The 21,894-nt window shown below is 65.0% G+C and carries 20 protein-coding genes; 14 read left to right on the top strand and 6 right to left on the bottom strand.

Features of this window, described 5'->3' with window-relative positions; all coding sequences use genetic code 11:
• The first annotated feature begins 235 nt into the window (after positions 1-235).
• The 7 genes from ACSQ3Z_RS13800 (at position 236) to ACSQ3Z_RS13770 (ending at position 7,408) form a co-directional block, all read left to right on the top strand.
• Positions 236-1,726, top strand: coding sequence for a replicative DNA helicase (locus tag ACSQ3Z_RS13800; protein ID WP_436171796.1), 1,491 nt, complete (start codon positions 236-238; stop codon positions 1,724-1,726).
• A gap of 116 nt (positions 1,727-1,842) precedes the next feature.
• The gene (gene radA / locus ACSQ3Z_RS13795) at positions 1,843-3,261 is read left to right on the top strand and encodes a DNA repair protein RadA (RefSeq protein WP_436171795.1); all 1,419 of its coding nucleotides are present in this window, start codon (positions 1,843-1,845) and stop codon (positions 3,259-3,261) included.
• A gap of 41 nt (positions 3,262-3,302) precedes the next feature.
• Complete coding sequence (locus ACSQ3Z_RS13790; RefSeq protein ID WP_436171794.1) at positions 3,303-3,980, top strand: CvpA family protein; 678 nt, start codon at positions 3,303-3,305, stop codon at positions 3,978-3,980.
• Between the two features lie 110 nt (positions 3,981-4,090).
• Complete coding sequence (gene purF / locus ACSQ3Z_RS13785) at positions 4,091-5,560, top strand: amidophosphoribosyltransferase (RefSeq protein ID WP_436171793.1); 1,470 nt, start codon at positions 4,091-4,093, stop codon at positions 5,558-5,560.
• Positions 5,561-5,581: 21 nt separating this feature from the next.
• A complete protein-coding gene (locus tag ACSQ3Z_RS13780; protein WP_436171792.1) occupies positions 5,582-6,337 on the top strand; it encodes an SDR family NAD(P)-dependent oxidoreductase in 756 nt (251 codons plus the stop codon).
• A gap of 85 nt (positions 6,338-6,422) precedes the next feature.
• Positions 6,423-7,052, top strand: coding sequence for a hypothetical protein (locus tag ACSQ3Z_RS13775; RefSeq protein WP_436171791.1), 630 nt, complete (start codon positions 6,423-6,425; stop codon positions 7,050-7,052).
• 134 nt (positions 7,053-7,186) lie between these two features.
• Positions 7,187-7,408 carry a hypothetical protein gene (locus ACSQ3Z_RS13770; RefSeq protein ID WP_006202291.1) on the top strand — a complete coding sequence of 74 codons (222 nt, stop codon included), beginning with the start codon at positions 7,187-7,189 and terminating at the stop codon, positions 7,406-7,408.
• Positions 7,409-7,660: 252 nt separating this feature from the next.
• On the opposite strand, the gene ACSQ3Z_RS13765 is transcribed toward ACSQ3Z_RS13770, so the two are convergent.
• Positions 7,661-8,167 (bottom strand): OsmC family protein, encoded by a 507-nt coding sequence (locus ACSQ3Z_RS13765; RefSeq protein ID WP_436171790.1) that lies wholly within the window; start codon positions 8,165-8,167, stop codon positions 7,661-7,663.
• A gap of 296 nt (positions 8,168-8,463) precedes the next feature.
• Here ACSQ3Z_RS13765 and ACSQ3Z_RS13760 point away from each other — a divergent pair, with 296 nt between their 5' ends.
• The 3 genes from ACSQ3Z_RS13760 (at position 8,464) to ACSQ3Z_RS13750 (ending at position 11,996) form a co-directional block, all read left to right on the top strand.
• Positions 8,464-9,975, top strand: a complete 1,512-nt coding sequence (locus tag ACSQ3Z_RS13760) for a S10 family peptidase (RefSeq protein ID WP_436171789.1) — start codon at positions 8,464-8,466, stop codon at positions 9,973-9,975.
• 148 nt (positions 9,976-10,123) lie between these two features.
• Positions 10,124-11,011 (top strand): DMT family transporter, encoded by an 888-nt coding sequence (locus ACSQ3Z_RS13755; protein ID WP_436171788.1) that lies wholly within the window; start codon positions 10,124-10,126, stop codon positions 11,009-11,011.
• Positions 11,012-11,105: 94 nt separating this feature from the next.
• Positions 11,106-11,996: a DMT family transporter gene (locus ACSQ3Z_RS13750; protein WP_436171787.1), complete on the top strand. Its 891-nt coding sequence runs from the start codon at positions 11,106-11,108 to the stop codon at positions 11,994-11,996.
• A 130-nt stretch (positions 11,997-12,126) separates the two neighbouring features.
• Here the strand turns inward: ACSQ3Z_RS13750 and ACSQ3Z_RS13745 are convergent, their stop codons facing one another.
• Positions 12,127-12,990 (bottom strand): LysR substrate-binding domain-containing protein, encoded by an 864-nt coding sequence (locus ACSQ3Z_RS13745; protein ID WP_436171786.1) that lies wholly within the window; start codon positions 12,988-12,990, stop codon positions 12,127-12,129.
• 112 nt (positions 12,991-13,102) lie between these two features.
• Between ACSQ3Z_RS13745 and ACSQ3Z_RS13740 the strand changes: the two genes are divergently transcribed.
• Together ACSQ3Z_RS13740 and ACSQ3Z_RS13735 are read left to right on the top strand one after the other, a co-directional pair.
• Entirely contained in the window at positions 13,103-13,510 is a 408-nt protein-coding gene (locus tag ACSQ3Z_RS13740; RefSeq protein WP_436171785.1) for a tautomerase family protein, read from the top strand.
• 142 nt (positions 13,511-13,652) lie between these two features.
• On the top strand, positions 13,653-15,875 hold the full coding sequence (locus ACSQ3Z_RS13735; RefSeq protein WP_436171784.1) for an AMP-binding protein: 2,223 nt from the start codon (positions 13,653-13,655) through the stop codon (positions 15,873-15,875).
• A 70-nt stretch (positions 15,876-15,945) separates the two neighbouring features.
• Here ACSQ3Z_RS13735 and pssA read toward each other — a convergent pair whose 3' ends face one another.
• Together pssA and ACSQ3Z_RS13725 are read right to left on the bottom strand one after the other, a co-directional pair.
• Positions 15,946-16,761: a CDP-diacylglycerol--serine O-phosphatidyltransferase gene (gene pssA / locus ACSQ3Z_RS13730; protein WP_436171783.1), complete on the bottom strand. Its 816-nt coding sequence runs from the start codon at positions 16,759-16,761 to the stop codon at positions 15,946-15,948.
• A gap of 3 nt (positions 16,762-16,764) precedes the next feature.
• The gene (locus ACSQ3Z_RS13725; RefSeq protein ID WP_192181274.1) at positions 16,765-17,463 is read right to left on the bottom strand and encodes a phosphatidylserine decarboxylase; all 699 of its coding nucleotides are present in this window, start codon (positions 17,461-17,463) and stop codon (positions 16,765-16,767) included.
• A gap of 230 nt (positions 17,464-17,693) precedes the next feature.
• On the opposite strand from ACSQ3Z_RS13725, the gene ACSQ3Z_RS13720 reads away from it, so the two are divergent.
• Positions 17,694-18,596 carry an SMP-30/gluconolactonase/LRE family protein gene (locus tag ACSQ3Z_RS13720; protein ID WP_436171782.1) on the top strand — a complete coding sequence of 301 codons (903 nt, stop codon included), beginning with the start codon at positions 17,694-17,696 and terminating at the stop codon, positions 18,594-18,596.
• 58 nt (positions 18,597-18,654) lie between these two features.
• Here the strand turns inward: ACSQ3Z_RS13720 and ACSQ3Z_RS13715 are convergent, their stop codons facing one another.
• Positions 18,655-19,002: an antibiotic biosynthesis monooxygenase gene (locus tag ACSQ3Z_RS13715; protein ID WP_436171781.1), complete on the bottom strand. Its 348-nt coding sequence runs from the start codon at positions 19,000-19,002 to the stop codon at positions 18,655-18,657.
• Positions 19,003-19,240: 238 nt separating this feature from the next.
• Between ACSQ3Z_RS13715 and ACSQ3Z_RS13710 the strand changes: the two genes are divergently transcribed.
• Entirely contained in the window at positions 19,241-20,002 is a 762-nt protein-coding gene (locus tag ACSQ3Z_RS13710) for a lysozyme inhibitor LprI family protein (RefSeq protein ID WP_436171780.1), read from the top strand.
• Between the two features lie 3 nt (positions 20,003-20,005).
• On the opposite strand, the gene ACSQ3Z_RS13705 is transcribed toward ACSQ3Z_RS13710, so the two are convergent.
• Entirely contained in the window at positions 20,006-21,886 is a 1,881-nt protein-coding gene (locus tag ACSQ3Z_RS13705; protein ID WP_436171779.1) for an ABCB family ABC transporter ATP-binding protein/permease, read from the bottom strand.
• Between the last annotated feature and the right edge of the window lie 8 nt (positions 21,887-21,894).

Below are 21,894 nucleotides of genomic sequence, written 5' to 3'. Positions count from 1 at the left end.
CGGTTGCGTTCGTCCGCAGGTTGATTTTGTTCCTTATTTGTTCTACTATATGCAGAATCACCACCTTGCCGAGTCAACCGGAATCGGAGCACGAGAATTCTGTCCTGTGGACGGTGTGCTTCTCCTGTGAACAGTGGGCATCAAAGCTGGTTGGACAGGTACTGTTGCAGATAAGTCAGCACCGGCTTTTGTCCGTTCTGATATCGAGAATGCGGGATCGAAATTCGGGGACATCATGGCTGAGGCAGCACGCAAATTCGGCGTCGCGGAAACACCGCTTTATCGCGAAGCACCGAACAACATCGAGGCCGAGCAGGCGCTGCTCGGGGCCATCCTCGTCAACAACGATGCCTTCTACCGCGTCTCCGATTTCCTGAAAGCCGGGCATTTCTACGAGCCGCTGCACAGGAAAATCTTCGAGGTCGCAGCCGAACTCATCCGCATGGGCAAGGTGGCGACGCCGATCACGCTAAAAACCTTCCTGCCGGCCGACGAAAAGGTCGGCGACATGACGGTGGCGCAATATGTCGTGCGGCTTGCCGTCGAGGCCGTCACCGTCGTCAACGCCACCGACTATGGCCGCGCCATCTATGACTTGGCCACGCGCCGCGCGCTGATCACCGTCGGCGAGGACATGGTCAACATCGCCTATGACGCGCCGGTCGACATGTCGCCCTCCGAGCAGATCGAGGACGCCGAGCGGCGCCTGTTCGAGCTGGCCGAGACCGGCCGCTACGATGGCGGCTTCGAAAGCTTCACCGACGCGGTCAAGACCGCTGTCGACATGGCCAATGCCGCCTATATGCGCGACGGGCACCTGTCGGGCGTCGCCACAGGTCTGCGCGACCTCGACCGCCGCATGGGCGGCCTGCAGCCGTCCGACCTGATCATCATCGCCGGCCGCCCAGGCATGGGCAAGACGTCCTTGGCCACCAACATGGCCTTCAACATCGCCGAGGCCTATGTGCCGGCGCAGCAGGCCGACGGTTCGTTCAAGGCCGCCAATGGCGGCGTCGTCGGCTTCTTCTCGCTGGAAATGTCGTCGGAGCAGCTCGCCACCCGCATCATCTCCGAGCAAACCGAGATTCCGTCGTCAAAAATCCGCCGCGGCGAGATTTCCGAGATGGATTTCGAGAAGCTGGTCGCCTGCTCGCAGACCATGCAGAAGATTCCGCTGTTCATCGACCAGACCGGCGGCATTTCCATTGCCCAGTTGTCCGCCCGCGCACGGCGCCTGAAACGCCAGCGCGGCCTCGACCTCATCGTCATCGACTATATCCAGCTGATGCAGGGATCGAGCGCCAAATCCTCGCAGAACCGCGTGCAGGAAATCACCGAGATCACCACCGGCCTGAAGGCGCTCGCCAAGGAGCTCAGCGTGCCGATCATCGCGCTGTCGCAGCTGTCGCGTCAGGTCGAAAGCCGCGACGACAAGCGCCCGCAACTGTCGGATTTGCGCGAATCCGGCTCGATCGAGCAGGACGCCGACGTGGTGATGTTCGTGTATCGCGAGGAGTACTACCTGAAGAACCGCGAGCCGAAGCCCGGCACCGACGAATACGTCAAGTGGGAAAACGAGATGAACGAGATGCGCGGCAAGGCCGAAGTCATCGTCGCCAAGCAGCGTCACGGCCCGACAGGTTCGGTCAGCCTCGCCTTCCAGGGCGAGTTCACCCGCTTCTCCGACCTTGCCGAGGAGCATCATCTGCCGGATCGGTTTGAGTAGGCGCTTGGTAGAAGTCGTACCAAACCGCAGCGCTCTACGGCGCCCCCCTCTGTCCTGCCGGACAGAGGGGGGCGCGAAGGATCACGGCGCTCGCCAATTGGCGAAAAGGTAAGAGCGTGGCCAAATCGCGCGTCCAGTTCATCTGCCAGAATTGCGGCTCGGTGCATCAGCGCTGGGCCGGCAAGTGCGATGCTTGCGGCGAATGGAACACGCTCGTCGAGGAAGGCACGGCCGGCGGCATCGGTTCCGGCCCGGCCAACACGCGCAATGCCCGCAAGGGCCGCGCCGTGGTGCTGACCAGCCTGTCCGGCGACATCGAGGACGCGCCGCGCATCGTCTCCGGCATCGGCGAGCTCGACCGCGCCACCGGCGGCGGTTTTGTCCGCGGCTCGGCCCTTCTAGTTGGCGGCGATCCCGGCATCGGCAAGTCGACGCTGCTCACCCAGGCGGCGGCGGCGCTGGCGTCAAAAGGCCACCGCATCGTCTATGTCTCGGGCGAGGAAGCTGTCGCCCAGATCAGGCTGCGCGCCCAGCGGCTTGGCGTCGCCGACACGCCGGTCGAGCTTGCCGCCGAGACCAATGTCGAGGACATCCTGGCGACGATCGCCGACGGCAAGCGGCCGGACCTGGTGATCCTCGATTCGATCCAGACGCTGTGGACCGACATGGCCGATTCGGCGCCGGGCACCGTCACCCAGGTGCGCGCCGCCGCCCAGGCGATGATCCGCTATGCGAAATCCACAGGGGCGGCGATCGTGCTCGTCGGCCATGTCACCAAGGAAGGCCAGATCGCCGGACCGCGCGTCGTCGAGCACATGGTCGACGCCGTGCTCTATTTCGAGGGCGAAGGCGGCCATCATTACCGCATCCTGCGCACGGTGAAGAACCGTTTTGGGCCGACCGACGAGATCGGCGTCTTCGAAATGTCGGACAAGGGCCTGCGCGAGGTCGCCAATCCGTCGGAGCTGTTCCTCGGCGAACGCCATGCGAAATCGCCGGGGGCCGCGGTTTTCGCCGGCATGGAAGGCACGCGTCCGGTGCTGGTCGAGATCCAGGCGCTGGTGGCGCCCTCCTCGCTGGGCACGCCGCGCCGCGCCGTCGTCGGCTGGGACGGTGCGCGTCTGTCGATGGTGCTGGCCGTGCTGGAGGCGCATTGCGGGGTGCGCTTCGGCACGCACGATGTCTATCTCAACGTCGCCGGCGGCTACCGGATTTCGGAGCCCGCCGCCGATCTCGCGGTGGCGGCAGCACTGGTTTCGTCGCTCACCGGTCTTGCCCTTCCGGCCGATTGCGTCTATTTCGGCGAAATCAGCCTGTCGGGCGCGGTGAGGCCGGTTGCGCATGCGCAGCAGCGCCTCAGGGAGGCCGAAAAGCTGGGTTTCGGGAGCGCGGTTCTGCCCTTGGGCAGCGAGGAACTTGTTGGTGGTAATGGGGCCGGGGGGATCGGGGCCAGCGCTTTCCAGCCCACCGAGCTTGCCGATCTCGTGGCGCGCATAGCCGGCTCACGGCGCAGCCGCGCCGACGAGGAAGAGTGACGCGGCTCGTCGAGCCGTGAAAAAAGACAGGGGCGAAGGACATGCCGATTACGCTGCTTGACGGAATTCTCGTCGGCTTCACCCTGGTCTCCGCGATGCTGGCCATGGTTCGCGGCTTCTCCCGCGAGGTGCTGTCAGTGGTTTCCTGGGCTGCGGCGGCGGCAGCGGCCTTCTTCTTCTACAAGCCGGTTCTGCCTTACGTTCAGCCCTATCTGGACAATGAAAAGATCGCCATGGCGGCGGCGGCCGGCATCGTCTTCGTCATCGCGCTGATCGTCGTTTCCGTCATCACCATGAAGCTCGCCGACTGGATCATCGATTCCAGGATCGGCGCGCTCGACCGCACGCTGGGTTTCCTCTACGGCGCGGCGCGCGGCATCCTGGTGGTCGCGGTGGCGCTTTTGTTCTTCAATTGGCTGGCCGGCGCCAAGGCTCCGGCCTGGGTCGCCAACGCCAAGTCGCGGCCGCTGCTGGAACAGATCGGCGCCAAGCTGGAAAGCCTGCTGCCCGAGGATCCGGAAAACACCATCCTGAAGAAGCTGAACCCGAATCAGCCGGCGGCACCCGAGGCCGGCACAGAGGCCCCCGCCGCGCCGACAACGGAAGCACCGGCAACCGGCGACGATGCCCCGGCGCCCGACGACAGCGAAAGCGATGCGCCGGCCGACAATGCACCGGCCCAGCCCGCCAATCCTGCGCCCGCGGCGCCGGCAAACTGATACCTGGCCAACGAGGGCCAGGCCTGACGATGATGTGAAACGCCGCGGCATGCGTTGCTTTCGACGCGCTATCGCCTTATATGGCGATTTTAGCGGAGCTTGAGCCCCACATGGCAGACGCAGACGACGTGCTTTCCGCCGAGGCCGACGACCATTTCCACGACGAATGCGGCGTGTTCGGCATATTCGGCCGGCAGGATGCCGCGGCAATCGTCACGCTCGGCCTGCACGCGCTGCAGCATCGCGGCCAGGAAGCCGCCGGCATCGTCTCCTATGACGGCAGCCAGTTCCACGTCGAACGCCATGTCGGCCTGATCGGCGACACTTTCACCAAGCAGCGCGTCATCGACAGCCTGCAAGGCAACCGCGCCATCGGCCACACCCGCTATGCCACGACCGGCGGCGCCGGCCTGCGCAACATCCAGCCCTTCTTCGCTGAACTTGCCGATGGCGGTTTCGCCGTCGCCCACAATGGCAATCTGACCAACGCGATGACCGTGCAGCGCGCGCTGCAGAAGCAGGGCGCGATCTTCTCGTCGACCTCCGACACCGAGACGCTCTTGCATCTGGTCGCCACCAGCAAGGAGCGCGATCTCAACTCGCGCTTCATCGACGCGGTGCGCCAGGTCGAAGGCGCCTTCTCGCTGGTGGCGATGACGGCCAAGAAGATGATCGGCTGCCGCGACCCGCTGGGCATCCGCCCGCTGGTGCTGGGCGACCTCGACGGCGCCTGGATCCTCGCTTCCGAAACCTGCGCGCTCGACATCATCGGCGCCCGCTTCGTGCGCGACCTGAAGGCCGGCGAGATGGTCGTCGTCACCGCCAAGGGCATCGAGAGCCTGTTCCCGTTCGAGCAGCAGAAGACCCGCTTCTGTATCTTCGAATATGTCTATTTCGCGCGGCCGGACTCGTCGGTCGAGGGCCGCAACGTCTATGAGGTTCGCAAGCGCATCGGCGCGGAACTCGCGCAGGAAAGCCCCGTCGATGCCGACATCATCGTGCCGGTGCCGGATTCCGGCACCCCGGCGGCGATCGGCTTTTCCCAGGCCGCCGGCATTCCCTTCGAACTCGGCATCATCCGCAACCACTATGTCGGCCGCACCTTCATCCAGCCCGGCGATTCGATCCGCCACATGGGTGTGAAGCTGAAGCACAACGCAAACCGCCGCATGATCGAGGGCAAGCGCGTGGTGCTGGTCGACGACAGTATCGTGCGCGGCACCACCAGCCAGAAGATCGTGCAGATGGTGCGCGATGCCGGCGCCAAGGAAGTGCATATGCGCATCGCCTCGCCGCCGACCAGCGCGTCGTGCTTCTACGGCGTCGATACGCCGGAGAAGTCGAAGCTCTTGGCCTCGCGCATGTCCATCCAGGAGATGGCCGAATTCATCCGTGTCGATTCGCTCGGTTTCCTGTCGATCGACGGCCTCTACCGCGCCGTCGGCGAGGCCGGCCGCGACAATGAGCAGCCGCAATTCTGCGACGCCTGCTTCACCGGCCAGTACCCGACCCGCCTGCTCGACTTCGAAGGCCACGACAATGTGCGCACGCTGTCGCTGCTGGCGACGAGCGGGGCGTAGGCACCTCACGGAAGTTATCGCATGAGCCTCGACCTCTCCGGCCGCACCGCCGTTGTCACCGGCGCCTCGCGCGGCATCGGCTATTTCATCGCCAAGGAGCTTGCCGCCGCCGGTGCGCATGTGATTGCGGTGGCGCGGACCGTCGGCGGACTGGAAGAGCTTGACGACCAGATCAAGGCCGAACGCGCCAAAACCGGCAAGGGCGAAGCGACGCTGGTGCCGCTCGACCTCGCCGACATGGCCGGCATCGACCGGCTGGGCGGCGCCATCCATGAGCGCTGGGGCAAGCTCGACATCCTCGTCGCCAATGCCGGCGTGCTCGGCGTCATTTCGCCGATCGGCCATGTCGAGGCAAAAACCTTCGAGAAGGTGATGACCATCAATGTCACTTCGACCTGGCGGCTGATCCGCTCGGTCGACCCGCTGCTTCGGCTTTCCGATGCCGGACGCGCCATCATCCTGTCTTCCAACGCGGCACACTCGGCGCGCGCCTTCTGGGCACCCTATGCGGCCTCCAAGGCTGCGGTCGAGACGATGATGCGCTCCTGGGCGCATGAGACGCAGAGCCTGCCGTTGAGGGTCAACGCCGCCGACCCCGGCGCCACCCGCACCGCGATGCGCGCGCAGGCGGTGCCCGGCGAGGATCCGGAGACACTGCCGCATCCGTCCGAGATCGCAAAACGCATCGTGCCGCTGGCCAGCCCGACGCTCACCGAGACCGGGCTGATCTTCCAGGCCAAGCACAACCGCTTCGTCGCCTACCGGCAGCCGGAATAAACAGGCATTTCAGGCGGAAGAATTCCGCGCTCGGCGACGTTCTTCGAATGTAAAACATTCGAAACCCGAAGCACGGAGGACCACCATGCGCAGATTGCTTCTCGCCACCGCCGCCACCTTCGTTGCAGCAGCTGGCGTCGCCTATTCACAAGGCGCGACGATGAGTTTCTTCGTCACCAGCGTCGGCTCCGGCAAGGGCGCCGACCTTGGCGGCCTCAAGGGCGCCGATGCGCATTGCGCCTCGCTGGCCGAGGCCGCCGGTGTCACCGGCAAGACCTGGGCGGCCTATCTCTCGACCAGCGATGCCGATGCGCGCGACCGCATCGGCAAGGGTCCATGGGTCAACGCCAAGGGCGTCAAGATCGCCGACGATGTCGCCTCGCTGCACAGCGACGCCAATGCCATCAGCAAGGAGACGGCGCTCAATGAAAAGGGCGAAGTGGTCAACGGCCGCGGCGACAAGCCGAACCGGCATGATGTGCTGACCGGCTCGAAGCCAGACGGCACCAAGATCGCCGACCAGACCTGCGGCGACTGGACGATGAGCGGCGCGGAAGGCGTGGCGATGGTCGGCCACCACGACCGCACCGGGCTCGACGATTCGGCGGCCGCCAAGTCGTGGAATTCCTCGCATGCCTCGCGCGGCGGCTGCAGCCAGGAGGCGCTGCAAGGCACCGGCGGCGATGGGCTTTATTACTGCTTTGCAGTGAACTGAGCGGCTCTCGCGACGGACTGACATCACGCGGCTGTGATGCCGGGCGGAGCGCCGCGCACGACGCGCGCTTCCGCCACCCGGTCGGAGTTGCTAGGATCGCGGCGACTCCCACAACAGCAAAGCGAGGAAATTCCATGGCTGCTCCCAGCGTCGCACTTGTTTGGTATCTGGTGATCGCCGGCCCGCAAGGCGGCATGGTGGTGCTGCCCAGCACCTTCGACACCCGCGACCAGTGCACCAACGCAATCACCGAATACCAGAAGCAACCGACGCCGGCCGGCTGGGCGGTGAACTGCGTGCCGAGCGCCTCGCCGTTCACCGACGAAGGCGACGCGGAGGAACCGGCGGCGCAGTAGAGATGAGCGTGATCTCCCCCCTCGTGGGGGAGATGTCCGGCAGGACAGAGGGGGGCGCGAAGGATCGCCGACCTTCACTTAATCTATCTGTTGCGAAGCGATTTGGTTTGACTGAACAGGGCTGAGACGCTGGCGGGACAGCGCCCCCCTCTGCCTTGCCAGGCGTTCGTCGTTCGGAAAGCCAAGCAATTGGCTTTCCGTCCGCTTCGCGGACCACTCATCAACCCCCGCAAGGGGGGGAGATTGGCAGCGTCAGCGCCGCGCTGAAACCGCCAGCTCCGGCTTGTTGCTGATGGTCTGGAACACCACGCAGTAGCGCTCGGTCAGCTTCAGCAGCGCATCGATGCGCTCCTGCGGTTCATCCGTGTCGAGATTGAAATTGAGCCGGATGGCGCGGAAGCCGACCGGCGCATCCCTGGCCACGCCGAGCGTGCCGCGAAAGTCGAGGTCGCCTTCAGCCTCGACGGTTGCACTGCCAAGCCTGAATTCCAGCGCGGTGGCCACCGCCTTCAGCGTCACGCCGGCGCAAGCCACCAGCGCCTCCAGCAGCATGTCGCCCGAGCACAGTTCGAGCCCGGAGCCGCCGGTGGCCGGATGCAGGCCGGCGATGGCCAGCGCCCTGCCCGTCTCCACCTTGCAGGCGATCGACTGGTCGTCGACCGAACCCTTGGCCCGAAGCGTGATCAGCGCCCGCGAGGCATCGTCGCGATAGGCCTCTTTCAACGGCGCCTGCATGGCCTTGAGTGCGGTGGCGTCCATTTTCGTTTCCTTTCCGACAGTCTTTCGTGCTTGATAGCACTGTCTGCCGCTGCATGTGCAAGATCGATATCGCGGAGTTGGAGAAGGCGCTCAGGCAGGATTGAGGGTCTAGCCAGCAGTCCCAATAGCCGTCGGACAGCTCCCGCCTCGTTCCCCAACGGTTGCGATTGGCGAAAACAGAACATGACATCCAATCTCCCCCTTGCGGGGGAGACTAGCAGCTTCGTTGACGGCATTTCCTTTGACATCGCTCGCCCCGGACATACCTATGCGACAGTCGTTCTCGCGGAGGCGTCATGCGTGCCAAGCTGAAACTCATTCCCGCCATCCTGCTGATGCTTGCCGCCTTCGCCCAACCAGTCCTCGCTGAAACGGCGGAGCGGCCGGCGCCTACAGGCGGCGTTCTGTCGCTGCTGCCATCGCCGCAGACCACCAGCCATTCGATCACGCTTGCCGGGCGCAAGCTGGACTATCAGTCGAAGGCCGGCACGCTGTCGCTGCTTTCCGGCAAGGGCGACGTCACGGCGGAGATCTTCTATGTCGCCTACACGCTGCGGCCGCAGGACAACGCCGCGAAGCAACCGCAGCGGCCCATCACCTTCGTGTTCAACGGCGGCCCGGGAGCGGCGTCCGCCTATCTGCATCTCGGCGCGCTCGGCCCGCGCATCATCGCGACCGGTGCCAACGGCGAGTTCCTGCGCTCGCCGCAAAGACTCATCGACAATCCGGACAGCTGGCTCGACATGACCGACCTCGTCTTCGTCGATCCGGTCGGAACCGGATACAGCCGCGAGGCACCGGGCCAGGACACGCACGACTTCTGGGGCGTCAACCAGGATGCCAGTTCGATAGGCGCTTTCATCCGGCTCTTTCTTGCACAGAACGGCCGCACCGGATCGCCGCTCTTCCTCGCCGGGGAAAGCTATGGCGGGTTCCGCGCGGCGCTGCTCGCCAGGACCCTGCAGGAGGATATCGGCATCAGCCCGAACGGCATCGTGCTGATCTCGCCGGCGCTGGAATTCATGCTTGTCCAGCCGGACGAATTCGAGCCGCTGCACTGGGCGCTCGAACTCCCTTCGCTCGCGGCGGTGCGCCTGCGCGCCGAAGGCGTCAGCGGCGATGCGCTGCGGGAGAAGCTCGCCGAAGTCGAGCATTATGCGATGGGCGACTACCTTACGGCTTTGGCCAGCGGGCTGGAGCAGGGCGGGCGGCTGGCGAGCCAGCGCGTGGCGGAGGTAACCGGACTGCCGCTCGAACTCGTCCAGCGCAATTTCGCCCGTATCCCGACCGGGCTGTTCGCAAGGGAGTTTGCCCGCACCAGCGGCAAGGTGCTCAGCCCCTATGACGGCACGATCGCGACGGCCGACATCGCGCCCGAGAGCGCCCGCATCGCCGGCCCGGACCCGGTGCTCGACCGCAGCGTGCCGGTGCTGACCTCGGCCTTCGTCGCCTATGCCCGCGACGAGCTGAACTTTCGCACCGATGTCAGCTACCGGCTGCTCAACGACGAGATCAGCCACAATTGGGACTACGGCACCTCACGGCAAGGCTATGTGGGCGTGATGGACGATCTGCAGCGGGCGCGATCGCTGAACCCTGCGCTCGGCGTCGTCATCGTCAACGGCTACACCGACCTGGTCACGCCCTATCTCGGCTCGCGCTACCTGGTGAACCAGATCCCGTCGCTCGCCAATGCGAAACCGATTCGCCTCGATGTCGTCGAGGGCGGGCACATGATGTATTTCAAGCCTGACGGACGGCGCGCGCTGAAGGAAGCCGCTTCGGAGCTTTATCAGGCGACGCAGTGAGCGTTGCGACAGCGCGGTTCGCCAAGGAACCCCTGCCCCAACGCAAGCCCGCCGCTGGCGTAGCGCCGCGCTGGGTCTCGCCCGTATAGCCTGCGGCGTGGAGCTTGATTGGGCAGGCTTCCTTCTCGACAGCCGCCGGACCCGTCGCATGGCCGATATCGCCATTCTGGAAACCCGCGAAAGGGTGCTTGCCGGCATCCTGTTCACCGGCGGCGCCTATTTCCTGTTTTCGACGCAGGACGCTGCGATCAAATTGCTCGTCGTCGGCATCAGCGTCTGGCAGATCATGTTCTTCCGCAGCATCACCGTGCTCGCCGGCTGCGCGGTGATCGGCGGGCGGCGCGTGTTCGCCGACACAGCGCGCTCGCCCATCGTGCGGCCGATGCTGGTGCGCAGCGCCTTCACGCTTGCCGCCTGGCTTTGTTATTACAACGCCGCCCGTACTCTTCAGCTGGCCGAGCTCACCACCGTCTACTATGCCGCCCCGATCATCGTCACCGTGCTGTCGGTGTTCATGCTCGGCGAAAAGGTGCCGCTGCTGCGCTGGGTGGCGGTGCTGATCGGTTTTGCCGGGGTGTTCGTCGCTTGCGACCCCACCCATCTCGGCCTGTCCGTGCCGATCCTTCTGGTGCTGGCCGCCGCGCTGCTGTGGGGCATTGCCGTGGTGCTGCTGCGCAAGACCGCCATGCAGGAGCGAACGATGATCCAGCTCATCCTCAACAACTTCTACTTCCTGGTGTTTTCGACCGTGCCGGCGCTCATCTTGTGGCAGATGCCCGATGGCGGCCAACTGCTGCTTCTCATCAGCGTCGGCGCGCTCGGCGGCGTCGCGCAGTACCTGCTGTTCGAAGGCATGAAGCGGGCGCCGGTGTCCATCGTGGCGCCGTTCGAATACACGTCGCTGGTCTGGGCCTTCGCGCTCGGTTTCGCCATCTGGGGCGACGTGCCGCGCCGCGAAGTGTTTTTGGGGGCCGCGCTGATCATCGGTGCCGGCCTGCTGATCGTCGGCAACGAGCACTTTCGCAAGCGGCTGTAGGACATGGCGCAGATATGTGGGCAAAAGATCGCTGCTGACAGGATGGTGTCAGCATGAGACGGCATAGTCTCCTGAAATGACAGAGGCTCTGAGCATGCCACCCAGCGACACCGCCGCCGAGCGCACGCTCGGCATCATGCTGGTGTCGGCGTCGGCGGCCTTCTTCGCGCTGACCGGGGTTCTCACCAAATCGATCCATGCCGACCCGTTGACCATCACCTGCTGGCGCGGCTTTGTCGGCTCGATCCTGATCACCTTTTATGTGCTGTGGCGGCGGCGGCGGCGCTCGGGCGGACGCGAGAGCCTCAGGCTCGGCTGGCGCGGCTGGCTGCTGGCGGTCGAAGGAGCGCTTGCCAGCATCGCCTTCATCGCCGCCTTCAAATTCACCTATGTCGCCAATGTCGCCATCATCTATGCCACGGCGCCTTTCATCGCCGCGCTGCTGGCCTTCATCCTGGTGCGCGAGCCGTTCCGCATGCAAACGTTGGCCGCCGCCGCGGTGTCGCTGTGCGGCGTGGCGATCATGGTCGGGTCCGGCTTCGGCACCGGCCATCTGCTTGGCGACGGCCTGGCGCTGCTGATGACCGCCGGCGGCGCGCTCTACATGATCATGGTACGCGCCTTCCGCGACACGCCGGTGGTCTGGGCTGGCGCGGTTTCGGCCTTCCTTCTGTTCCTGCTCGGCTGGTTCGTCACCGATCCGTTGGCCGTTTCGGCCCGGGATGCCATGCTGCTCGCCACGTTCGGCGCCACCTTCGCGATGGCCTCGATCCTGTGGACGGAGGGCTCGCGGCTGATCCCGGCGCCCGAATCCGGCCTGCTGGGGTCGGCCGAAGTGCCGTTCGCGATCCTGTTTGCCTTCCTGTTCCTGGCCGAGATTCCGCCGGCCGCCAGCATGATCGGCGGTGCCATCGTGCTGTGCGCCGTGTTTGCCCATGCCGGCCGCGACTGGGTGCTGGCCAGGCGGAGCGCAATCGACGGCTAAAATATTTTCGCAGTCACGGAACCATCATCCGACTCGGGCATTGTTGGTGCGACGGGTCACCCCCAAGTCCCCCCAAACCCCTCGACCCGTCCTACTTAAAGCCGATCGTAAGGTCGGCTTTTTCTTGGGATCAACCGATACTGCCTGTCAGAGCGAGATTGCCGCTCAGCAGTGCCGCCAGATCCCGCGCCGGCAGATCGGCACCCTGGCGCAGCCGGATGGCGAATTCGGCTGATGGAACCGGCGGCAGGCCAAGGGAGCGCGGCGCTTCGACAATACCGGAATGAGCAAAGCGCGCGGTGCGCAAGGTCAGCGCAACGCCGGCATTGACCGCCGTGCGCAGGCCGGCAAGGCTGGCGCTGCCGGCGGCGATGCGGTAGCGGCGGCCGGCGGCATCGAGCGCCGCAAGGGCTGCTTCGCGAAAGCCGCAATGCGGATCGAGCAGCGCCAGGGGTATCTCTTCTTCCCGCGCGGCCAGCCCTTTTTGCGAGCACAGCCAGAGCATCGGCTCGCGGAGCACGCCGATTTCGTCCGGCGCCTGGGCCTGGCGCATGGTGATGGCCAAATCGAGCAGACCGGCCTGCAGCGCCTGCGCAAGTTCGGCGGAGCGGCCGACGCGCAGCTCGATCCTGACCCGCGGATGGCTGGCCGCGAAGGCCCGCAGCAGCTCCGGCAGGCCGCTGTCGGCGAAATCCTGCGTGGTGCCGATGGCGACGCGGCCGTCGGCGCGCGCGCCCTTCAGCGCCAGCCAGGCTTCGGTGTGGACGGCGAGGATGCGCCTGGCATGGCCGACAAGGTCCTCGCCGGCCGGTGTCAGGCCGCGCCCCCGCCCCTGCGCGAGAAGCAGCGGCTCGCCGACGATCTCCTCCAGCCGCTGCATCTGTGCCGTCACCGCCGAGGGCGAACGGCCGACGACAGACGCCGCCTGCCCCAGCGAGCCACCATCGACGAAGGCGAGAAAGGTTTTGAGAAGATCGGGGTCGAGTGTCTGCATTGTTCGATATTATCGAATCATAACTTGAAAACAATTCGATTTTTTTGATGCGACGATCGTGGCATGGTTTTTCCAACGGCGAAAGACGCCGCAGCAACCCAGGAGAAAAACAATGCCGATCATCACTGTCAGCGTCACCGGCAAGCCCGACGCCAAACTGTCCGCGGCAATCGCCAAGGAGGTCACAGAACTGACGGCCACGCATCTGCGCAAGGACCCGACCATCACCGCGGTCGCCATCTCCTATCTCGACCCGCAGCATTGGTTCGCCGGTGGCAAGTCGCTGGCCGAGCATGGCGCCAACACCTTCTGGCTCGACATCAAGGTGGTCGACGGCACCAACACCAAGCTCGAGCTGGAAGCCTATCTCCAGGCGGTGTTCGCCGCTTTCGGCCACCTGCTGGGCCAAGTGCATGAGGAAAGCTACGCCTTCGTGCACGAAGTGCCGGCCGCCGCCTATGGTTTCGGCGGCAAGACGCAGGAGTTTCGGTTCATTAGCGGCAGGTTGAAGGCGGCCTAGGCACCTCTTCCCCTTCTCCCTTACAAGGGGAGAAGGTCAGGGGCACTCAGTCCACATTGACGCCGCCCCCACATCCGCTAGGCTCTGCCCCGAAGCGGCCGCCAAAGAGCCGCGGCATGGAGGACGTTGGGAGAGACGCGGCATGGTCCTGACACTGGCGCTGCTTGCGGGCCTCGTTGTGGCCTGGCTGCTGATCGGCGTGGTGGAGAAATTCCGCCTTGGCCTGCGTTTTGCCCAGGCGCTGCTCTATGTGCCGTTCAAGCTCGCCTACCGGGTCGCCGACGAGCGCATCAGGATCGCCCGCAATGCGCCGGCGCCGGTGATCTATGTGGTCTCGCACCAGTCGCGCTTCGAGCCGGCGCTGATGCTGTCGCTGCTGCCGGACGACACGCTGCACATCCTCGACGATGCCTCGGCCAGATCGCCCTGGCTGGAGCCGTGGCGCGAGCTTGGCCGCACCATCGCCTTCAACGCCGAACATGTCTTCGTCAGCCGGCGGCTGGTGCGGGTATTGAAGGGCAAGGGGCGGCTTGCCGTCTATCTGCCCGATGCGGTCGAACCCGACGTCAAGGCGTTCCGGCTGTTTCGCGCCATCACGCGCATCGCCATGCAGGCCGATGCCAGGATCGTGCCTATCTTCGTCGCCGGCGCTCGCGATCTGCCGGTGTCGCTGACACCGGCAGACAGAGCGCCGCGCCACTGGTTTCCGCGGCTGTCGATCAGTGTACTGGAGCCGATGACCATAGCCGAACTCGTGGCACGCAATCCCGACCAGGCCTCGAACACCAATGCGCTGTTCGACCGCGTCGCCGAGGCGCGGCTGTTCGGCAGCAATCTCGATCGCGGCCTGTTCCTGGCGATGCGCGACGCCGCGGACCGCGTCGGCGCCTCGCATCCGATCATCGAGGACGTCATCGCGGGCGCGATGAGCTACCGCAAGATGTTCATCGGCGCGCGCGTGCTCGGCCGCCGTTTCGAAGCGGTGACGGCGCCGGGCGAAGCGGTCGGGCTGCTTTTGCCCAATGCCAATGGCGTGGTGCTGTCCTTCGTCGGGCTTTTGTCGGCCGGCCGGGTGGCGGCAATGATCAACTACACCGCCGGGCCGGCCAGCGTCACCGCCGCCGTGCGCACCGCCGTCATCCGCACTGTCGTCTCCTCGCGCGCCTTCATCGAGAAGGCCGGCATCGCCGACATTGTCGAGGCGGTCGAGGCGGGCGGCGCCAGGTTGCTGTGGCTGGAGGATGTGCGCGAAAGCGTGACGGCGCTGGACAAGCTGGCCGCAGCAGCACTGTGGCGCTTTCCGCTGCAGCCGCAGGAAGCGACAAAGCCGGCGGTGATCCTGTTCACCTCAGGCTCGGAAGGCACGCCCAAGGCCGTGGTGCTGTCGCATCGCAACCTCCACGCCAACGCCATGCAGGCCGAGGCCCGCATCACCATCTCGCCGTCGGACATCCTGCTCAACGTTCTGCCGGTGTTCCACTCCTTCGGGCTGACGGGCGGCACCATCCTGCCCTTGGTCACCGGGGTGAAACTGTTCCTCTACCCCTCGCCGCTGCACTACAAGATCATCCCCGAGATCGCCCGCAAGGTGAAGCCGACCATCATGTTCGGCACCGACACCTTTCTCGCCAATTATGCCCGTACCGCCAAGGACGGTGATTTCTCCAGCCTGCGCTTCGTCGTCGCCGGGGCCGAGGCGGTGAAGCCGGAGACGCGCCGCGTCTACCGCGAGCGCTTCCAGGCGGCGATAATCGAAGGCTTCGGGCTGACGGAAGCCGCCCCGGTGGTTGCCGTCAACACCGCCATCCATGGTCGCGACGGCACGGTCGGGCGGCTGCTGCCGGCGATGCGCATGAAGCTCGAACCGGTCGAGGGTATCGACGATGCCGGCCGTCTCTGGCTCGACGGGCCGAACCTGATGATGGGCTACATGACCGCTGATCGTCCCGGCGAGTTGCAGCCGCTGGACGGCTGGCACGACACGGGCGATATCGTCTCGGTCGACCGCGACGGCTTCATCACCATTCGCGGCCGCGCCAAGCGCTTCGCCAAGATTGCCGGCGAGATGGTGTCGCTGGGCGCGGTCGAGATGCTGGTGCAGTCGCTGTGGCCGGAGGAGCGCCACGCGGCGGTGGCGGTGCCGGACAAAAGGCGCGGCGAGCGCATCGTGCTGGTCACCACCGCCGACGACGCCGACCCGGAGGAATTGCGCGCCTTCGGCAGGAAGGCGGGCGCGGCCGAGCTGATGGTGCCCAACGATATCGTCAAGGTCGAGGAGATCCCGGTTCTGGGCTCCGGCAAGACCGACTATGTCTCGACCCGCAAGCTGGTGATCGACCGGCTGGGGCTGAGTGCCGCGGCGTAGCGCAAGGAGCTGGAAGCCTTTCACCGCCGCGGGACAGCGCCACCGACGAAGATGAGCGTTTCCGAGGAATTCAACCGATATCCGAAGGCGGAACCTTCTCACCCTCACGCTTGGCGCGCCTGGAATAAGCGCGCACGCTGAATGGCAGGAAGGCAAGGTAGCCGGCGACCGATGCGGTCAGCGTGTACCAGGGATAGGTCATCAGCAGCAGGACGTAGAGCACGACGGCGAGGATGACCGGCAGCACCTTGTCGCCCGGTACCTTGATGCTCTTGCCGGAATAGACCGGCAGCCGGCTGACCAGCAGGAAGGCGACCAGGACGGTGAAGCCGGTGGCGACAAGGGCGACGGGACGGCTGGGCTCGATACCGAGGCGCAGGAAGGACAGATAGAGCGGCAGCATCACCAGCACGGCACCCGCCGGCGCCGGCACGCCGACGAAATATTCGGTCTGCCAGATCGGCCGGTCAGTCTCCTCGTCGAGCACGTTGAAGCGGGCAAGCCTCAAGCCGCAGGCGATGGTGAACAGAAGCGCTGCGATCCAGCCGAACGAACCAGCGCGATCGAGCATGAAGGCATAGAGGACGAGCGCCGGTGCTACGCCGAAATTGACGATGTCGGCCAGCGAATCCATCTGGGCACCGAATTTCGACGTCGCTTTCAGCATGCGCGCCAGGCGGCCGTCTATGCCGTCGAGGAAGGCGGCGAGCAGCACCATCACCACCGCCGGCTCAAAGCGGCCTTCGAAGCCGAAGCGGATACCGGACAGGCCGGCGCAAATGGCAAGCACTGTGACCAGATTGGGCAGCACCATGCGCATCGGGATCTCGCGGATGCGCGGGCCGCCACTGCCATGCGCCTCGAATTTCTTGAACGGCGCGCCCACAGCTTACGAAATCCTGACGAGCGGCGTTGCGGCAGCGCCGCCGAATTCGGCCAATACGGTTTCGCCGCCGACCGCCGTCTGGCCGACGGCGACGCGCGGCGTCGCGGCAACCGGCAGGAACACGTCGACACGCGAGCCGAAGCGGATCAGCCCGAACCGCTCGCCAATGGCGATCGAGCCGCCGGTCTCGGCCCAGCAGACGATGCGCCGCGCCACCAGGCCGGCGATCTGCACGGCGGCGACCGTGCCATTGGGGCTGTCGATGACGACGCCGTTGCGCTCGTTCTCGGTGCTCGCCTTGTCGAGTTCGGCGTTGAGGAATTTTCCGGGCCGGTGCTCGATTTTTGTGATGCGGCCGCGCACCGGGGCGCGGTTCACATGGCAGGAAAACACGTTCATGAACACCGAGATGCGGGTCATTTCGCCGCTGCCCAGGCCAAGCTCGCGCGGCGGAACGGCCGGGCCGACCGCCGAGATGATGCCGTCGGCCGGGCTGACCACCAGCCGGTCGTCGACCGGCGTAACGCGCTCGGGATCGCGAAAGAAATAGACGCACCAGGCGGTCAGGATCAGGCCGATCCAGAACAGGATCGAGGAGAAATAGCCGAGGAAAAGCGTGCCCGCACCGAACGCGGCGATGAACGGATAGCCTTCGCGATGGATCGGAACGAACGCATTCTTGATCGTGTCGACGAGGCTCATGGGATGGGGGCAACCCTTGTTTCAGGTCCGGCCTCAATAGCCGAAAGGCCCCGCCGTCGCAACGCAACAATGGGGGAGGATGGAGCCGGCGGCAGACGCGTTTCAGCCGGCTGAGAAAAACCATCGCTGCTGTCGGGACGAGCCATGCTCGCTCGTCCTTGGAGAAACGGCGCTTGCATCGACACGTCCAGGGAGACGAACGCCGCCGAAACCAGACCGTGGAGCCCACAATGCACTCACAGACATCAGCTTCCAACCAGGCGCGTTTGGTGATGAGCGGCCTCGCCTTCGGCGAGTCGCCGCGCTGGCATGACGGGCGGCTCTGGGTCTGCAACTGGGGTACTGGCGAAATCCTCGCCATCGATGCCGAAGGCAACAGCAAGGTCGTGCTCAAAATACCGGCCATCCTGCCCTATTCCATCGACTGGCTGCCGGACGGACGGCTGCTGATCGTCTCGGGGCGCGAAGGGTTCGTGCTCAGGCAGGAGGCAGATGGAGCGCTCGCCACCCATGCCGATCTCAGGCCGTTGTCGAAGAGCCCTTGGAACGAGATCGTCGTCGACGGGCGCGGCAACATCTATGTCAATGGCGGCGGCCCGGCGCCGGCGCCGGGCGAGCACTTCGGGCCGGGCACCATCGTGCTGGTCACGCCGGACGGCACGATCCGCCAGGTGGCCGAGAGCATCGCCTTCGCCAACGGCATGGCGGTGACGCCTGACAACAAGACGCTGATCGTCGCCGAATCGCACGCCAACCGGCTGACCGCCTTCGACATTACTGGCGATGGCAGCCTTGCCAACCGGCGGGTGTGGGCCGATCTCGGCAACGGCTTTCCCGACGGCATCTCACTCGATGCCGAGGGCGCCGTCTGGTATGCCGACGTGCCCAACCGGCACTGCGTGCGAGTACGCGAAGGCGGCGCGGTGCTGCAGACCGTCGGCACCGATCGCGGCTGCTTCGCCTGCATGCTCGGCGGCGCCGACGGCAGGGCGCTGTTCATCACCGCCGCCGAATGGCGCGGCTTCGAACACATGATCAGCGATGCCCGCACCGGCCAGGTGCTGAGCGTCGAGGCGCCGGCACCGGGCGCCGGCTGGCCTTCCTGGAGCGGATCAGTGTCTGAACCGCTCTAACTTTGTCTTTGCGCAATTCCGGACGGAAAACCGCTGCGCACTTTTCCTGGAATTGCTCCTACATTTCGGGAAGGCGCTGATAGTTGGCGATATCGGCCCTGACGCCGAGGCGGGCGATCGTCTCCTGGGGGTTGAAGCCGGCCCGCTCATGCGCCGCCTTGACGATCGGCACGACGTTGTCGACAGCCGCCTGGTTTTCCCATTCGACGATGGTGACGAGGTTGAATTCGCCCGGCCCTGAGAGTTGCTCAAGCAGGAAATCCTGCACGAAGCCCTGCTGCAGGCGCAACAATTCATGCGTCGCCCTGACCTTGCGCAGTATCTCCTCGCGGGCCCCCGCCGGGACGACGAACTTGTCGACCCTGAACACGGCTTCATTGCCAAGCAGTTGATTCAACTGATCCATTTCCCTTGTCTCCGATCTTTTTCTTGACTATGATCTTTTCCGAAAACCGACTTCCATTTTCGGGATCATGGTCGGAACAGGCGCTCCAGACATCTTCGATCGGAGGTCTACGATCTCAACTTAAGTTGAGGTCAAGCGGAAAATCGACGAACCTGCCTGACGTCTCTCGATCCATGCAGAGCCGCTTTCGGATCGTTCGTCGATCGCCGACATGCGCAAGTGACGATCTTCACTGTTTGTGCGAATTGTTGTCGTCGGGAAATTCGGGGGCGATGCCTTGATAAGGAAGCGACTGTTCAAGACGTCGACCGCTATTGCGGTTCTGACCTTTCTGGTCGCGTCGCATGGCTGCGCAAGCGCGCAAAGGAAGCCCTCCTTCGACTGCGCCAAGGCAAGCAGCGTGGCCGAGAAAACCATTTGCGCCGACCCTGCGCTGGCGGAGGCAGATGCGGCGGTGGCGCAGAGCTACGCTGCCGCATTGAAGGCGCTGGAGGCTCATGCAGGCAAGGCATTGCGGGACGACCAGCGCGACTTTACGCAGTATCGGGACAGGATCGCCGGGTTCAACGAGAACACGCCGAAGGACAAGCAGAATTTCGACCTCGGCGAATTCCTGCGCGACCGTGCCAGCTTTCTTGCCAGCATCAGGGCGCCGGCACCCGGAACTCTTGTCGGGACGTGGAGCAATGTCGAAGGCTCCGTCGAGATCAAGGCGGCCGGCGCCGGCAAGCTCGACATATCGGCTGATGTCGCCGATCCCGTCTCGGGAAGCAGGGCCTGCGAAATCAGCGGTGAGGTGCCGGCCCGCAAGCAGTTGCGGCTCGTCGACACCGGTGACGACGACAAGCCGACCGGCTTCCTCTTCACCTTTCAGCGTGACGGAGAGGTTCTCGCCGTCGAGCAGAGCGGAAGCGGCAAGGACGGCGTCACGGAACCGCCGAGCTGCGGTGCCAACGGCCATGTCGACGGGATTTTCTTCCTGACTGACAGACAGCAATAGCCGTCAGCCCACCTCGGACGTGCGCCTACGCACAATCACACCCAGCTCGTCGCTCTCCCTGGCAATGCGCAGCCGCTCCTCGGCTTCGGTCGCTTCGCGCTGGCGGTCCCACATCGAGGCGTAGAGGCCGTGCTTGAGCATCAGGGCGGCATGGGTACCGCGCTCGGCGATCTGGCCGTCCTTGAGCACGATGATCTCGTCGGCGGTGATCACTGTCGACAGCCGGTGGGCAATGACGATTGTGGTGCGGCCCTGGCTGACGAGGTCGAGCGCGGCCTGGATCTCCTGTTCGGTGTGGCTGTCGAGCGCCGAAGTCGCCTCGTCGAGCATCAGGATCGGCGGCGCCTTCAAAATGGTGCGGGCGATCGCCACGCGCTGCTTCTCGCCGCCTGACAGTTTCAGCCCGCGCTCGCCGACCATCGAGCGGTAGCCGTCCGGAAGCCGCTCGATGAACGGTCCGATCTGGGCGAGTTCGGCCGCCTTGCGCACCTCCTCCTCGCTGGCGCCGACACGGCCGTAGCGGATGTTGTAGGCGATCGTGTCGTTGAACAGCACGGTGTCCTGCGGCACCATGCCGATCGCCGCGCGCAGGCTTTCCTGCGTCACGTCCCTGACATCCTGGCCGTCAATCAGCACCTGGCCGGACTGGATGTCATAGAAGCGGAACAGGAGCCGCGAGATGGTCGACTTGCCGGCGCCCGACGGGCCGACGATGGCGACAGTCTTGCCGGCCGGCACCTCGAAGGAGACGCCCTTCAGGATCTTGCGGTTCGGATCATACGAAAAATGCACATCGCGGAATTCGACCTTGCCGGCCGGGACGGCGAGCGCCTTTGCATCGGGCTTGTCGACAATCTCCTGCGGCACGTCGAGCAGGTCGAACATCTGCTCGATGTCGGTCAGCCCCTGGCGGATTTCGCGATAGATGAAGCCGATGAAGTTGAGCGGCACCGAAAGCTGCATCAGCATGGCGTTGATGAAGACGAAGTCGCCGACCGACTGCGTGCCGCGCTGCACCTCCAGCGCCGACATGCACATGACGATGACGGTGCCGATGCCATAGATGACGCCCTGGCCGAAGTTCAGCCAGCCGAGCGAGGTCCAGATCCGGGTCGCCGATATCTCATAGCGCGCCATCGAGCGATCGAAGCGCTCGGCTTCCATGGCTTCGTTGTTGAAATATTTGACCGTCTCGAAATTGAGTAGCGAATCGATCGCCTTGGTGTTGGCGTCGGAGTCGCTGTCGTTCATGTCGCGGCGGATCGAGATGCGCCAGTCGCTGGCCCTGACCGTGAACCAGACGTAAATCGAGACGGTGACAGCGACAACGAAGACATATTTCCAGCCATAGGTGTAGGCGAAGATGATGGTGGTGAGCGCGAATTCGAGGATGGTCGGCGCCGTGTTCAGCATGATGAAGCGCACGATCGTCTCGATGCCCTTGGTGCCGCGCTCGATGATGCGCGACAGGCCGCCGGTGCGCCGCTCGAGATGGAAGCGCAGCGACAGCTGATGCATGTGGACGAAGGTGCGGAAGGCGAGCTGGCGCACCGCATGTTGGCCGACCCGGGCAAACAGCGCATCGCGCAGCTGATTGAAACCGAGCTGCACCAGCCTGAGCACATTGTAGGCGACGACCAGCATCACCGGGGCCAGCAGGAAAGCCGGCAGCGGCGGCGCCGATTTGGCGTCGCCGGCCAGCGCGTCGGTCGCCCATTTGAAGAAATAGGGCCCGGCGACCAGCGTCAGCTTGGCGACGACCAGCAGAAGCGTCGCCCAGGTGACCCGCGCCCTGAGGTCGGCGCGGTCGGCCGGCCACATATAGGGCCACAGATTGCGCAAGGTGCTGAAGGTCGAGGAGTCGGAGACGGTTTTTTCGGCCATTCTTTCTT

Origin of the sequence: Mesorhizobium sp. LjNodule214, from assembly GCF_964252735.1 — a bacterium.
GTDB lineage: Bacteria > Pseudomonadota > Alphaproteobacteria > Rhizobiales > Rhizobiaceae > Mesorhizobium.
The sequence above is the reverse complement of the archived record's forward strand: the minus strand, read 5'-3'. Positions and strand labels throughout refer to the sequence as shown.

What these genes read in the sequence shown, in the direction of transcription:
- ACSQ3Z_RS13800 (WP_436171796.1), top strand. Translation starts at nt 236, where the DNA reads ATGGCTGAGGCAGCACGCAAATTCGGCGTCGCGGAAACACCGCTTTAT.
- ACSQ3Z_RS13790 (WP_436171794.1), top strand. Translation starts at nt 3,303, where the DNA reads ATGCCGATTACGCTGCTTGACGGAATTCTCGTCGGCTTCACCCTGGTC.
- purF (WP_436171793.1), top strand. Translation starts at nt 4,091, where the DNA reads ATGGCAGACGCAGACGACGTGCTTTCCGCCGAGGCCGACGACCATTTC.
- ACSQ3Z_RS13780 (WP_436171792.1), top strand. Translation starts at nt 5,582, where the DNA reads ATGAGCCTCGACCTCTCCGGCCGCACCGCCGTTGTCACCGGCGCCTCG.
- ACSQ3Z_RS13775 (WP_436171791.1), top strand. Translation starts at nt 6,423, where the DNA reads ATGCGCAGATTGCTTCTCGCCACCGCCGCCACCTTCGTTGCAGCAGCT.
- ACSQ3Z_RS13770 (WP_006202291.1), top strand. Translation starts at nt 7,187, where the DNA reads ATGGCTGCTCCCAGCGTCGCACTTGTTTGGTATCTGGTGATCGCCGGC.
- ACSQ3Z_RS13765 (WP_436171790.1), bottom strand. Translation starts at nt 8,167, where the DNA reads ATGGACGCCACCGCACTCAAGGCCATGCAGGCGCCGTTGAAAGAGGCC.
- ACSQ3Z_RS13760 (WP_436171789.1), top strand. Translation starts at nt 8,464, where the DNA reads ATGCGTGCCAAGCTGAAACTCATTCCCGCCATCCTGCTGATGCTTGCC.
- ACSQ3Z_RS13755 (WP_436171788.1), top strand. Translation starts at nt 10,124, where the DNA reads ATGGCCGATATCGCCATTCTGGAAACCCGCGAAAGGGTGCTTGCCGGC.
- ACSQ3Z_RS13750 (WP_436171787.1), top strand. Translation starts at nt 11,106, where the DNA reads ATGCCACCCAGCGACACCGCCGCCGAGCGCACGCTCGGCATCATGCTG.
- ACSQ3Z_RS13745 (WP_436171786.1), bottom strand. Translation starts at nt 12,990, where the DNA reads ATGCAGACACTCGACCCCGATCTTCTCAAAACCTTTCTCGCCTTCGTC.
- ACSQ3Z_RS13740 (WP_436171785.1), top strand. Translation starts at nt 13,103, where the DNA reads ATGCCGATCATCACTGTCAGCGTCACCGGCAAGCCCGACGCCAAACTG.
- ACSQ3Z_RS13735 (WP_436171784.1), top strand. Translation starts at nt 13,653, where the DNA reads ATGGTCCTGACACTGGCGCTGCTTGCGGGCCTCGTTGTGGCCTGGCTG.
- ACSQ3Z_RS13725 (WP_192181274.1), bottom strand. Translation starts at nt 17,463, where the DNA reads ATGAGCCTCGTCGACACGATCAAGAATGCGTTCGTTCCGATCCATCGC.
- ACSQ3Z_RS13720 (WP_436171782.1), top strand. Translation starts at nt 17,694, where the DNA reads ATGCACTCACAGACATCAGCTTCCAACCAGGCGCGTTTGGTGATGAGC.
- ACSQ3Z_RS13715 (WP_436171781.1), bottom strand. Translation starts at nt 19,002, where the DNA reads ATGGATCAGTTGAATCAACTGCTTGGCAATGAAGCCGTGTTCAGGGTC.
- ACSQ3Z_RS13705 (WP_436171779.1), bottom strand. Translation starts at nt 21,886, where the DNA reads ATGGCCGAAAAAACCGTCTCCGACTCCTCGACCTTCAGCACCTTGCGC.